The organism is Pseudooceanicola aestuarii, assembly GCF_010614805.1.
Lineage (GTDB): Bacteria > Pseudomonadota > Alphaproteobacteria > Rhodobacterales > Rhodobacteraceae > Pseudooceanicola > Pseudooceanicola aestuarii.
In genome coordinates, this window is the sequence record NZ_JAAFZC010000001.1 from 833,406 (window position 1) to 846,760 (window position 13,355).

The 13,355-nt window shown below is 65.9% G+C and carries 11 protein-coding genes; 6 read left to right on the forward strand and 5 right to left on the reverse strand.

Annotated elements, in window-relative coordinates:
• Positions 1-178: 178 nt before the first annotated feature.
• A complete protein-coding gene (locus G5A46_RS03900; RefSeq protein ID WP_163847478.1) occupies positions 179-2,389 on the reverse strand; it encodes a transglycosylase domain-containing protein in 2,211 nt (736 codons plus the stop codon).
• Between the two features lie 254 nt (positions 2,390-2,643).
• On the opposite strand from G5A46_RS03900, the gene G5A46_RS03905 reads away from it, so the two are divergent.
• The gene (locus tag G5A46_RS03905; protein ID WP_163847480.1) at positions 2,644-2,982 is read left to right on the forward strand and encodes a P-II family nitrogen regulator; all 339 of its coding nucleotides are present in this window, start codon (positions 2,644-2,646) and stop codon (positions 2,980-2,982) included.
• Positions 2,983-3,010: 28 nt separating this feature from the next.
• Positions 3,011-4,354: an ammonium transporter gene (locus tag G5A46_RS03910; protein WP_163847483.1), complete on the forward strand. Its 1,344-nt coding sequence runs from the start codon at positions 3,011-3,013 to the stop codon at positions 4,352-4,354.
• 191 nt (positions 4,355-4,545) lie between these two features.
• Here the strand turns inward: G5A46_RS03910 and G5A46_RS03915 are convergent, their stop codons facing one another.
• Both G5A46_RS03915 and G5A46_RS03920 read right to left on the reverse strand, forming a co-directional pair.
• A complete protein-coding gene (locus G5A46_RS03915; protein ID WP_163847485.1) occupies positions 4,546-4,923 on the reverse strand; it encodes a rhodanese-like domain-containing protein in 378 nt (125 codons plus the stop codon).
• 14 nt (positions 4,924-4,937) lie between these two features.
• Entirely contained in the window at positions 4,938-5,834 is an 897-nt protein-coding gene (locus G5A46_RS03920) for an MBL fold metallo-hydrolase (protein ID WP_163847486.1), read from the reverse strand.
• 133 nt (positions 5,835-5,967) lie between these two features.
• On the opposite strand from G5A46_RS03920, the gene G5A46_RS03925 reads away from it, so the two are divergent.
• The 4 genes from G5A46_RS03925 to G5A46_RS03940 all read left to right on the forward strand — a co-directional run bounded on the left by G5A46_RS03925 (position 5,968) and on the right by G5A46_RS03940 (position 10,794).
• Positions 5,968-7,188 carry a urate hydroxylase PuuD gene (locus G5A46_RS03925; protein WP_163847489.1) on the forward strand — a complete coding sequence of 407 codons (1,221 nt, stop codon included), beginning with the start codon at positions 5,968-5,970 and terminating at the stop codon, positions 7,186-7,188.
• A gap of 73 nt (positions 7,189-7,261) precedes the next feature.
• Entirely contained in the window at positions 7,262-9,148 is a 1,887-nt protein-coding gene (gene mutL / locus G5A46_RS03930; RefSeq protein WP_163847491.1) for a DNA mismatch repair endonuclease MutL, read from the forward strand.
• Positions 9,145-10,368 carry a DNA recombination protein RmuC gene (locus G5A46_RS03935; protein ID WP_163847493.1) on the forward strand — a complete coding sequence of 408 codons (1,224 nt, stop codon included), beginning with the start codon at positions 9,145-9,147 and terminating at the stop codon, positions 10,366-10,368. The genes mutL and G5A46_RS03935 overlap by 4 nt, the downstream gene beginning before the upstream one ends.
• 165 nt (positions 10,369-10,533) lie before the next feature.
• Positions 10,534-10,794, forward strand: a complete 261-nt coding sequence (locus G5A46_RS03940; RefSeq protein ID WP_163847495.1) for a hypothetical protein — start codon at positions 10,534-10,536, stop codon at positions 10,792-10,794.
• Positions 10,795-10,969: 175 nt separating this feature from the next.
• Here the strand turns inward: G5A46_RS03940 and G5A46_RS03945 are convergent, their stop codons facing one another.
• Together G5A46_RS03945 and G5A46_RS03950 are read right to left on the reverse strand one after the other, a co-directional pair.
• On the reverse strand, positions 10,970-12,112 hold the full coding sequence (locus G5A46_RS03945) for a saccharopine dehydrogenase family protein (protein WP_163847497.1): 1,143 nt from the start codon (positions 12,110-12,112) through the stop codon (positions 10,970-10,972).
• Entirely contained in the window at positions 12,109-13,164 is a 1,056-nt protein-coding gene (locus G5A46_RS03950) for a saccharopine dehydrogenase (RefSeq protein WP_163847500.1), read from the reverse strand. The genes G5A46_RS03945 and G5A46_RS03950 overlap by 4 nt, the downstream gene beginning before the upstream one ends.
• Positions 13,165-13,355 lie beyond the last annotated feature (191 nt).

Sequence of the window (13,355 nt, forward strand, 5' to 3'; positions counted from 1 at the left end):
GGCGGCGCCTGCGGGCCAGGACTGGACAACCTGCGCGGCCCACCTGAGCGGGCCGGGAACCGGTCGCACGACCCCGTGGCGCGCCCATTTGCGGGCCGCGCTGCCCCGACGTCTCTCCCCGAGGACCGAACGATGCCGCCCGCATGACAAAGCGGGACCGCGGCGGCGGAGATCGCGGCTAGCGAATCCCGAAGATATCCTTCAACGCGCGTTCCAGCGGCGAGACATTGCGCTGCTGTGCCTGGTTGGGATCTTGCACCGGCTGCGGACGCGCGGGCGGTGTGGGTTCGGACATCGGCAGGGGGGTCGGCTCCAAACCGTCATGCACGCGGTCCATCGTCTCCCGGAAGATCTCTGCCGGGAGGCCAGAGCCGGTGACCCCGGTCAGCGGCGTGTTGTCGTCGTAGCCCATCCAGACCCCAGTGACATAATCCGCCGAGAACCCCACGAACCATGCGTCGCGCGCCGATTGGCTGGTGCCGGTCTTGCCTGCGATCTGCCAGCCGTCGATCCCGGCGCGCGACCCGGTGCCCCGCGTCACCACCTGGTGCAGCATCCAGATCAGTTCCCGCGCGGCTTCCTCGCGGATGACGCGTTCGCCGATGCCGCCTTCGCTGTCCATCATGGGTTCGTCATCGCCCATCAACCGGACCTCGACCAAACCGTAAGGCGTAACCGATGACCCGCCGTTGAGGATACCGGCATAGGCGCCGACCATCTCCACCAGCGTAGTCTCCGAGGCGCCAAGGGCGATGGCCGGCCCTTCGGCCAGGTCGGAATAGATCCCGAAATCCGACGCGACCCGGCGCACATTGTCGCGGCCCACGGCCTCGCTGATGCGGATGGCGGGGATGTTCAGCGATTGCATCAGTGCCTGTTCCAACGTGACGGGGCCACGGAACTTGCGGTCGTAATTCTCGGGCGTATAGGCACCGGAACCGGGGATATTGATGGTCAACGGCGTGTCATCGACCATGTCAAAGGCGCTCCACCCCAATTCAAGCGCGGTGGCATAGACAAAGGGTTTGAATGCCGAGCCGGACTGCCGCTTCGCCTGGGTGGCGCGGTTGAACACGCCCGACACGCGCAGCTTGCGCCCGCCGACCATGCCGCGCACGGCGCCGTCGGCGCTCATCACCACGATGGCGGCCTGGGCCTTTGAGCCTTCGCGCACCTTGGTTTCGAAAACGGTCTGCATCGCGTCCTCCGCCGCGCGCTGAATCCGCTGGTCCAGCGTGGTGCGGATGATCACGTCCTCCGTCGTGTCGCGGGTCAGGAAATCCGGTCCCGAAGACATGACCCAATCGGCGAAATAGCCGCCGGCTTCGGCCTCCGCGGCTTCTGACAGCTCGGCCGGGTTGGCGCGGGCCTGCCGCGCCTCGGAGCCGTCCAGATAGCCCTGGTCCTCCATCAGACCGATAATCACCGATGCCCGGCGCTGCGACCGCGACAGGTCGTTGGTGGGGGCGTAGCGCGTCGGCGCGACCAGCAGCCCGGCCAGCATGGCGGATTCGGCCGCCGTCACGTTGGCGGCCGACTTGCCGAAATAGCGCTGGCTGGCCGCTTCGAAACCGCGTGCCCCGGCACCCAGAAAGGCGCGGTTCATGTAGATCGACAGGATCTCGTCCTTGGAATACCGCATCTCCATCGCAACGGAGAACACCGCCTCCTTGGCCTTGCGCCACAGCGTGGTGCGGCGGCAATCGGCCTCGTATTCGCGTTCGTTCTTCCAGACGTCGGGGTCATAGTCGCGCCCCAGGCACAGCAGTTTCGCCGTCTGCTGGGTGATGGTGGAGCCGCCGTGCCCCTGCAACGGGCCCCGCCCTTCGCGCAGGTTGATCCGAATGGCCGAGGCAATGCCGCGCGGCGAGACGCCGAAATGCTTGTAGAACCTCTTGTCCTCCGTCGCGACGATGGCGTTGCGCAGGTAGGGAGAGACGGTGCTGGCCGTAACCTCGCCGCCATATTGATCGCCCCGCCAGGCAAAGACCTGTCCGGTGTCGTCCAGCATGGTGACCGATCCGCGCGACCGGCCGTCCAGCAGCTGATCATATTCCGGCAAGGTCGAGGCGATATAAGCCGAGCTGCCGACAATCAGCAGACCCACGACCATGATCAGCCGCCAGGACAGGTTCCAGACAAGGCGCAGCACCCAGCGGGTGATCCCCGACAGCACGCCCAGCACCGGGTTGCCCCGCCGTTTCGGGCCGCGTCGGGCGGGACCGCGCCCGCGTCCGGGGGGGCGCTTGCCTCCCGATCCGCCGCTGCCGCCCCGGGGACGGGACTTGCCGGTCGCGGGTTTGCGCGTCGCGGGCTTCTTCCTGCCCTGGCTCTGCCCATAGCGCTTTTCCGCCACCAATGGTGGTTTGCGTCGTCCTGAATCACTCATGCTGCCTGCCCGGACTTTCTTGTTTGGGCGCAGACTATCCAGTTTCTGCCGCTTTGTTGAGGGTGGTTCCGCCTGCCGCAGCGTTCACGTTTCGCACAAAATTTATGCGACACTCCACAATTGCCCATATTTTGATCATTCGCCCAGACATTCGCCCCGCAAGGGTCGCCTAATTCTTCACCGATGCAGGTACCGGCGTCTTATCTGCAGGGGTCAAGGACGGGGATACACCCGTGCGAAGGAAGGGGATCGTAGTGAAACTGATCGTTGCAACAATCAAACCGTTCAAGCTGGAGGAGGTCCGCGAAGCGCTGACCGAGATCGGCGTGCGCGGAATGATGGTGACCGAAATCAAGGGGTTCGGATCGCAATCCGGCCATACCGAAATCTATCGCGGCGCGGAATACGCGGTGAATTTCGTTCCCAAGATCAAGCTGGAAATCGCGGTCAACGCGGCGATGGCGGATCAGGTCGTCGAAACCATCACCACCACCGCCAAGACCGGCAAGATCGGCGACGGCAAGATTTTCGTGCTCGACCTCCAGCAGGCGGTCCGCGTGCGCACCGGCGAAACCAACGCCGACGCGCTGTGAGCCACCGGACAGGGAAAGGGAAACAAACATGAACATGCTCTCCAAATTGGGCCTCGCCGCCGCGCTGATCGCGGCCCCGAGCCTTGGCCTTGCGCAGGACGCGGCCGAGGCTGCGGCCCCCGCTGGCGCCGTGCCGGAACATTCGGTCTTCGTCCTCAACTCGCTGTTGTTCCTGATCGGCGGCTTCCTCGTCTTCTTCATGGCCTGCGGTTTTGCCATGCTCGAAGCCGGGCTGGTGCGCGGCAAGAACGTCACCATGCAGCTGACGAAGAACATGGGCCTCTTCGGGCTGGCTTCCATCTTCTACTACCTGATCGGCTACAACCTGATGTACCCGCTGGGCACCTGGTCCGTCGAAGGGGTGCTGTCCGGTGTCTGGGGCCCCGGCGTCCTCGAAGCGGTGGGCGTGGCGCCTGCCGATGCGGATGACCTGGGCTATGCCTCCACCGGTTCGGACTTCTTCTTCCAGCTGATGTTCTGTGCTGCCACCGCCTCCATCGTGTCGGGCGCGCTGGCCGAACGGATCAAGCTGTGGCCCTTCCTGGTCTTCACCATCATCCTGACCGCCATCATCTACCCGCTGCAAGCGTCGTGGAAATGGGGCGGCGGCTTCCTGGACGAAGCGGGCTTCCTGGACTTCGCAGGCTCCACCGTGGTGCACTCCGTGGGCGGCTGGGCCGCGCTGGCCGGTGCGCTGATCCTCGGGCCGCGCCTGGGCCGGTACAAGGACGGTGCTGTCATCCCCTTCCCCGGCTCCAACCTGACGCTGGCAACCCTGGGGACGTTCATCCTGTGGCTGGGTTGGTTCGGCTTCAACGGCGGCTCGCAGCTGGCGATGGGCTCCGTGGGTGATGTGGCCGACGTGTCGCGGATCTTCTCCAACACCAACACCGCAGCCGCAGGCGGCGCCATCGCGGCCCTGATCGTCACGCAGCTGCTGTACAAGAAACCCGACCTGACCATGATCCTGAACGGCGCGCTGGCCGGTCTGGTGTCCATCACCGCCGAACCGCTGACCCCGACGCTGGGCGCGGCCACTCTGATCGGTGCCGTGGGCGGTGTGATCGTCGTCTTCGCCGTGCCGATGCTGGACAAGCTGAAGATCGACGACGTTGTCGGCGCCATCCCGGTGCACCTGTTCTGCGGCATCTGGGGCACTCTGGCCGTCGTCCTGACCAACCCCGATGCAACGCTGGGCGCACAGCTCTACGGCATCATCGTGGTCGGGATCTTCGTTCTGGTCGCCTCCTTCGTGGTCTGGTTCATCATCAAGGCTCTGATGGGGCTGCGTGTCTCGGAAGAAGACGAATTGATGGGCCTCGACAAGGCCGAACTGGGGATGGAAGCCTATCCCGAATTCGCCAAGGGCTAAGCCCGGTCCAGTCGACCACACACCTGACCCGGGCGTCCGCGCCCGGGTTTTTTCGTGCCCCGCTGCCCGGCCCCGTCGGGGACAGGATGGACGCGCGGCAGGCCATTGCCCACTTCAGAGGCGCCCGCGTCAGAGGCGCCGGGGGGCGGAGGCGGGGCGCTCCAACCCGAAGCGCCCCGCCCCGCCTGCCGTCAGGGCGTCACCTTCTTTGGCGCGCCGGTGGCCATGTCTGTGCCGATATGCGGCAGGCGCGCGGCCTTCCAGGCACCGAAACCGCCCTCCATATGGGCGATGCGGTCCAACCCGGCGGCGATGGCGCTGCGGGCCATCTTCTCGGACCGCACGCCCGATCCGCAATGCAGTACGATCCGCTTCTCTCCCTGCCCCGGCAAAGCTTTGGGCGTGAAGCCGGACATCGGCATCAGCATCGCCCCCTCGACATGTTCGAACATGAATTCCTGCGGCGTGCGCACGTCGATCAGCACGATCTCTCCGGCCTCCAGCGCGCTGGCCACTTCCTGTGGCGTCCAGCTTTCCAGCGCCACGCCGTCCACGGTTTCGGTTTTCATCGCTCTCTCCTTGTTCAGAATCGATTGGCAGGGATCTTGAAATAGCTGTGGCCATCCGCCTCCGACGCGGGCAGGCGTCCGGCGCGCAGATTGACCTGCAAGGCGTGCAGCATCCGGTCCGGCAGGCCCAGCGTGGCATCGCGTTCGTCCCGCAGGCGAATGTAGTCCGCCCGCGTCGTGCCCCCGCCGACATGGGGGTTGTGGGCGCGGTGGTCGGCGACGCTGGCCTCCCAGGCCGGACCCTCGCGCCCCTTCACCGGGGGATAATCGTGGCCGATGAACAGCCGCGTCTGGTCTGGCAGATCAAGGATCTGCATCAGGCTGTCATACAACCGGGCCGAGGATCCGCCGGGGAAATCCGCGCGGGAGGTGCCGACATCGACATGCATGAACGTGTCATGCACCAGCGCCGCATCCCCCACTACATAGGTGACAGAGCCCAGCGTATGCCCCGGTGACAGCATCACCTGCACCTCCAGATCGCCCAGCGCGAACCGGGCGCCATCCTCGAACAGGTGGTCAAAGTCGCGCGCGGGCTCGAAGGCCTCGGGTAAATGGTACAGGTCGCGCCACAGCTCCGCGATCTCGGCCACCTTGGCGCCGATGCCGTTGGGCGCGCCGGTCTGCGCACGCAACCAGTCCGACGCCATCAGATGATCCGCATGGGGGTGGGTGTCCAGCACCCAGGCCACGGTCCAGCCCTGCGCGGCGACGAAGTCCAGTACCTCCTGCGCCGAACCCATGTGGCTGCGCGCGGCGGCGGGATCGAAATCCTGCACCACATCCACCAGCGCGCATTGGCCGGTCGCCTCGCAGGTGACCACGTATTGCACCGATCCTGTCGCCGCGTCGTGGAACCCGTCCACCCGGGGTGATCCCGGCCCGCGGGCGGGGGATGTCCTGTGAAACATCTTGCTCTCCTGTGCCTGACATCTGTTCACATGCAGGTAGTGGAATATTTCTTCCTGCCAACCACCTTCGCGCGGAATTGCGAGACGGGCCGATCCATGGTTAGGATTCCGGGAACCACGAAGGGACCGGGACATGTACGATTTTGCCGCGATGGGCGCCTGGCTGGAATTTGCCGTGCGCTGGCTGCACGTGATCACCGCGATCGCCTGGATCGGGTCATCGTTCTATTTCATCGCGCTCGACCTGGGGCTGCACCGCGATCGCAACCTGCCCACCGGCGCGGATGGCGAGGAATGGCAGGTCCATGGCGGCGGCTTCTACCATATCCAGAAATACCTGGTGGCCCCGGCAAACCTGCCCGACCACCTGGTCTGGTTCAAATGGGAAAGCTACGCGACCTGGCTGTCGGGCTTTGCGCTGCTGGCACTGGTCTATTACCTGGGCGCGGAATTCTACCTGATCGACCCCGCCGTCGCCGATCTGGCGCCCTGGCAGGCGATCGCGATTTCCATCGCGTCGCTGGGACTGGGCTGGGTCGCCTATGACCAGATCTGCAAATCCCGCCTTGGCGAGAACAACACCCGCCTGATGATCGGCCTTTACGTGATCCTTGTGGGGCTGGCGTGGTTCTATACCTCTGTCTTTTCCGGGCGGGCGGCACTGCTGCACCTGGGGGCCTTCACCGCCACGCTGATGAGCGCGAATGTCTTCATGATCATCATCCCGAACCAGAAGATCGTGGTGGCGGATCTGAAGGCCGGGCGCAAACCCGACCCGAAATACGGCAAGATCGCCAAGCAGCGATCCACTCACAACAATTACCTGACCCTGCCGGTCATCTTCATGATGCTGTCCAATCACTACCCGCTGGCCTTCTCCACCCAGTACACATGGGTGATTGCCAGCCTGGTGTTCCTGATGGGCGTGACGATCCGGCATTTCTTCAACTCCATGCATGCGCGGCAGGGGCGACCGTACTGGACCTGGCTGGTGACGGCTCTGATCTTCCTGGCGGTGATGTGGCTCTCCACCGCGCCGATGTTCCGCAGCGCCGAACCGGAGGAGGCGACCGGCCCCGCGCTGCGGTTCGCGCAGGCCGAGGGGTTCGACCGCGTGCATGATATCGTGCTGGGCCGCTGCTCCATGTGCCATGCCGCCGAACCGGGCTGGGAAGGGCTGCATTGGCCGCCCAAGGGGATCCGGCTGGAGACCGAAGCGCAGATCGCGCGGCAGGCGCGCGCGATCTACCTTCAGGCCGGATTGGGCCACGCGATGCCGCCCGCCAACCTGTCCTTCATGGAGGAGGAGGAGCGCCAGGCGATCACCGCCTGGTACCGCGCCGCGACCCGCTGAACGGGGGGTTGCCCACAGCTTTCCGCCGCGCGCCCCATTTCCGACTCGGCCCGCCCATGCTACACCTAGTTGGATGAGCCAAGCCGCCCCCAAGATACGCCCCGACGCCCCGGTCATCCGCCAGTTGGACGATGCCGCGATCAACCGCATCGCGGCCGGGGAGGTCGTGGAACGCCCCGCCTCCGCGGTGAAGGAGCTGGTGGAAAACGCGCTGGATGCCGGCGCCACCAGGGTAGAGATCACCATTGCCGATGGCGGCAAGACATTGATCCGCGTGCGCGACGATGGCTGCGGCATCGCGGCTGACGCGTTGCCCCTGGCCCTGTCGCGCCACGCCACGTCCAAGATCGATGGCTCAGACCTGTTGAACATCCACACCTTCGGCTTCCGCGGAGAGGCGCTGCCCTCGCTGGCCGCCGTGGGGCGGCTGACCCTGACCTCCCGCGTGGCGGGCGCGGAGGCCGCCGAAATCCGCGTCTCCGGCGGCCGGGCGGACCCGGTGCGCCCCGCCGCGCTGAATTCCGGCACGGTGGCGGACCTGCGCGATCTGTTCTTTGCCACCCCCGCGCGGCTGAAATTTCTGCGCAGCGACCGCGCAGAGACGCAGGCCGTGACCGATATCATCAAGCGGCTGGCGATGGCGGAACCCTTTGTCGGGTTCACCCTGCGCGACACGTCGGGCGGCGGCGACGGGCGGGTGCTGTTCCGCGCCGACCCCGAATCGGGTGACCTGTTCGATGCGCTGCACGGGCGGCTGGCTACGATCCTGGGCCGCGACTTTGCCGAGAACGCCCTGGCCATCGACGCCACCCGCGAGGGGCTGCGCATGACCGGCTATGCCGCACTGCCGACCTATTCGCGCGGCGCGGCGGTGGCGCAATTCCTGTTCGTCAACGGCCGCCCGGTGCGGGACAAACTGCTGACCGGCGCGCTGCGAGCGGCCTATTTCGACTTTCTCAGCCGCGACCGCCACCCGGCCGCCGCGCTGTTCCTGACCTGCGATCCCACGCTGGTGGATGTGAACGTGCATCCCGCGAAATCCGAGGTTCGGTTCCGCGATCCGGGCACCGCGCGGGGGCTGATCGTCACCGGGTTGCGCCATGCGCTGGCAGAGGCCGGGCACCGCGCCTCCACCACCGTGGCGGGGGCGACACTGGGCGCCTTTCGTCCCGAACCCGGCGCCGCCGAGGCACCGCACGCCCCCGTCTACCAGGCACCGGAACGTGGCACGCGGCCGCTGTCCGACACGCCGCTGGCCCAGGCGCAGCCCGCACCCGGCCTGTCCGAAGGCCCGGCCTCCCTGCCTGCCTTCGACACCGCGCCCTCGGCCCGGCACGAGATCGTCGAAGACCCCCGGCCCGACCTGCCGCCGGCCGAGGATCACCCCCTGGGTGCCGCCCGCGCGCAGGTGCACGAGAATTACATCGTCGCACAGACCCGCACCGGCATGATCCTGGTGGATCAGCACGCCGCCCATGAACGGCTGGTCTACGAGAAGCTCAAAGCGCAGATGGCCGCCAATGGTGTCGCCTCCCAGGCGCTTCTGATCCCCGAAATCGTTGAGCTGTCCGCAGGGGAATGCGCCCGCCTGCTGGAAGCCGCCGAGGATCTGGCGCGCCTGGGCCTGCACCTCGAAGCTTTCGGCGGCAGCGCCATCGCCATTCGCGAGACCCCCGCCATCCTGGGCGAGATCAACGCCGAGGCGATGCTGCGCGACGTGCTGGATGAATTGGCCGATCAGGACGACAGTCAGACCCTGCAAGCCCGGATCGAGGCGATCCTCTCCCGCGTGGCCTGCCATGGCTCCATCCGGTCGGGACGCCGGATGCAGGTGGCGGAGATGAACGAACTCCTCCGCCAGATGGAGGCAACGCCCCATTCCGGCCAATGCAACCACGGCCGTCCCACCTATGTGGAGCTGAAGCTGGCCGATATCGAACGGCTGTTCGGACGCACATGACCCCCCTGTCCCAGATCCTGGCCGACCCGCTTATCCTGGCCGCGGGGCTGGGCGGGCTGCTGCTGCTGGTCGTGGGGCTGCTGATCGCGGTGCTGCGCGGCAATGCCCGTGCGAACGAACCGGTGATCTGGCAGATGACCCAGTTGTCGCGCGCCGTGGAAGGGCTGTCGCGCGGGCAGGAGCAGCTGGCCGGCGGCCTGACCTCGGTGTCCAACGCTCAGGCCAGCACCCAGGCGCAGGTGATCCAGACCATGGAAACCCGGATGGCCCATGTTCAGGCGCAGATGAATGACCGCCTGCATGAAAACGCCCTGCGCTCGGCCCGCAGCTTGGCGGAGATGCAGGAGAAGATGAACGAACAACTGCGCGGCGGGTCGGAACGGACAACGAAATCCCTGACCGCCCTGCAAGAGCGGCTGAAGACGATCGACCGCGCGCAGGAAAATATCACCCGCCTGTCCGGCGACGTGCTGTCGTTGCAGGACATCCTGTCGAACAAGCAGACACGCGGCGCCTTTGGCGAGATCCAGTTGAACGACATCGTGTCCAAGGCGCTGCCCTCGGACAGCTACACGGTGCAGGCCACCCTGTCGAACGGGCGCCGCGCCGATTGCCTGATCCACCTGCCCAACCCACCTGGCCCCATCGTGATCGACGCAAAATTCCCGCTGGAGTCCTACGAGGCCCTGCGCAACGCCCGCAGTCCGGAACACGTCGCCCGCGCCGCGCAATTGCTGCGCCAGGCGGTACGCACCCATATCCGCGCGATCTCCGACCGCTATATCCTCGACGGCGAGACGGCGGATGGCGCGCTGATGTTCCTGCCCTCCGAGGCCGTCTATGCCGAACTGCACGCCAATTTCACCGACGTGGTGCGGGAGGGGTTCGACGCCCGCGTCTGGATCGTCTCCCCCACCACCTGCATGGCAACGCTGAACACCATGCGCGCCATCCTCAAGGACGCGCGGATGCGCGAACAGGCGGGCGCGATCCGCAAGACCCTGCGCCAGCTGCACCGCGACGTCGAACTGGTGGTGGAACGGGTGGGGAAGCTGGACAATCACTTCCGTCAGGCACGCGAAGATCTGGACGGAATCGGCACCGCCGCCGAACGTGCGGGCAAGCGCGCCGCCCGGCTGGACAATTTCGATTTCGAGGAAATATCCGATGACGCGCCCAGCCTGGACCGCCTGACGTCCAGCCGTCCGCGCGGCGAATAGCACCGCCCGGCGCGGCGTTACGCGCGACGGGGCGATCCGGTTCACTTTCAGTTCTCACATTATTGGCAGAGCGCGTGTTCGAACTTTTTCGCCTGTCGCGGTGTTGTCTCCTCGAACCGCAGGCAACACGGCCTGCACCGAGAGAAAAAGAAAAAGGAGATTACCATGAAACGCCTTATCGCTCTGAGCACCGCAGCCCTGATGACCGGCACCGCAGCCATCGCTGCCACCCCGGCCGAGCTGCAGACGCAACGCGACATGACGCAGAATGACACGGTCATCGTGACCGACGGCACCACCAAGATCGTGCCGGGCGAAGAAGTCTACAAGGACGAATCCCGTCAGCTGCTGCGCATGGAACAGGCCGAAGTGTCTGTCTTCAGCGAAGACGGTGACGACGAATTGTCGGCCTATGAAATTCAATAAGACCTGACACGTCAGGCAATTCGGATGCATCGGTGATGATTGGACTGACAGAACATACAGTCTGAACTGAAAATCCAGTCTGAATCGAAGCATCGAAAAACCCCGGGCCATGCGGCCCGGGGTTTTTATCGTGCGGCGCCCGGTTTGGCACCAGATCGCGGCTGGCGGGGCCGGGTCAACCGACGCGCTGGATGATTTCCAGATGGGTGTTGGCCCCGGCGATCTGACCCAGCCAGCTGCCCGTGATCTCCGGGTCGCTGGGCGCGGCGCTGACACCGGGCGCGATTTCGCCGGCGATCACCGCCTGAACCGCCAGCCGCACGGTCTGCGACACCAGCCGCCCCATGGCCGAGGTTTCCGCCGTGCCGCGCGCATCCATGGCCCAAGTCTGGTCGAACAGCACCTTGTCGTCCTGCTTGGCCGTCAGGGTGACGAACAGGACAACCCGGTCGGCCTCCCCCTCCCCATAGGCGTGGCGGGACCAGAAATCGTCCGACATCTCCGCCAGGCGAGCATCGCCCTCGGGACCGTCCAGCGTCTCGATCTCGCGGAACACGTCGGCCCAGGCCTCCGACCAGCCGTCCAGCCGCAGGGTGCCGCGCACGAAATTGCGGACGTTCCAGTCCTTTCCGAACTCGTATTCCGCGATGAACGGCACCGAATCCCGGTTGGGATAAGCCTCGAAGGTCTCTCCCAGTTCGCGCGGATCCTCGTAGCGGGTGATGGCCTGCCAGGGGCGATCGACCTCCAGCACCTCCCAATCCCGGATCGACCGGGAGGGGGAGCGCAGCGCCTTCAGAACACCCAGCGGCGACCAGCTGAACTTGTAGCGGAACTCGTTGGGAATTTTCGGGAATCCACCGCAATAGGAGGTAAAGGACAGCTCCGCCGAGCTGTCGAAATCATCGCTTGACCGCCACTTCCCGACCAGCTCATGGGCCATCAGATGGTCGATCCCCGGGTCCAGCCCGACCTCGTTCACCAGGCAAAGTCCCTTGTCCCGTGCCGCGCCGTCCAACGCCCGCATCTCAGGAGAGATATAGGAAGAGGAAACGAAATGCGCACCCGCCTCCAGCGCCGCCTGTGCCAATGGCACATGCCAATCCGCCGGCAGCATCGACACAACGACATCGCCCGCCGCCAGCGCACCCGACAGGGTCGCCAGATCGAAGGCACGAATATCGTCGGTCAGATCGCCGACCGCCTCCGCAGCCTTGGCCGTGGTGCGGTTCCAGACGACGACATCGGCGCCCGAAGTCAGAAGGGTCCGCAGGCCGGGCACGGCGGACAACCCGGTTCCACACCAGTGAATTGTCATTGCAACGCCTCCATGTTGGTTTTGAATATCTTCTCCGCCCGGCCCCAGACGGTGCCGTCCAGCGTACCGACCTCTTTCAGGAACGGAAGGAGTTGCCGGGCGAAATCCTCGCTGCTTTCCAGCGGCAGCAGCGAGGGCAGATTGTCGATGGCCATCACGTCCAGCACCGGATCGGTGCGCACGCGCAATGCCGGATCGCCCCAGTCCGTAGCCTGATCATAGATCTTGATCGGCGAAAAATCGGACGTCGGATCACAGGCGATATCGCCAATCACCGATAGCGCGCGCGGGGCGTCGGCCATCTCTCGGGGCACGAAAACCGGGGTGTGCGACCCGGCCAGAATACAGTTGAGAAAGACCTCATGCGCCGCGATCTCGGGGAAAGGGCCGCCATGGGCTGTCTCTGCCATGTCCCAACTGGTGACGGGCACGCCCACCGCCGTGCAGAAATCCCGCGCCCCGGTGCCGACCCGGCCCAGAGCCCCGATGACGATGGCGCGCGGCGGGGTGCCGGTGCCGTCCAGATTGGCGCGGATCTCGTCGATCAGGTCGTCCTTGCCAGCAAAGGCGGAGACCGGACCGCAGATCCCGCCGCGCCGCTGTGCCGCCCAGCATTTCAGGCTGACCGCCGCACCAACATAGCCCGCCCAGTAGCCAAAAGCCGCCACCCGGCGCCCGTCCGCATCCAGCAGGTATTCCAGATCATGCAATGTCCCCCCCCCGGCGCGGAACCGGCGCAGCAGGATCTGCCCGGCGGGCTGGCCCTTGTAGGCATGGCCGAACATGATGTGGCGGTGATGCAGAGGGGTGCCGTCCTCGGGCAGTTCCTTCAGCCCGAAGATGATCGCATCGTCCGGTGCCTCTGGCCAACTGCCTTCCTCGGCCAGCTCCGCTCCGGCGGCGGCATAGCCGTCGATCGGCAGGATGCGGGTGCGGCTGTGTTCCACGGTGACGCGGATCCCCCGGTCCGTCAGCTGCGCGACCCCCTCGGGGGTCAGACCGGCGCGTTCCTCGAAGGGGCGCGTCTCCGCGCGCATCCACAGATGGGTCATCGTCGTCTCCTTTCGCCCCGGCCTAAGGGAGCCTGCCCTGCGGCGCAAACGGAACTCCGTGCCCCGGCGGGCAATTGCGTGATTGCACGAAGGACGGTCCGCGCGGCGCGATTTGACATCACGCGGGGGCTGTGGCCCCTTGGCCCCGGTTACCACCGGTCCCGCCCCGCAGTCACGCCCGCAGTGAAGGA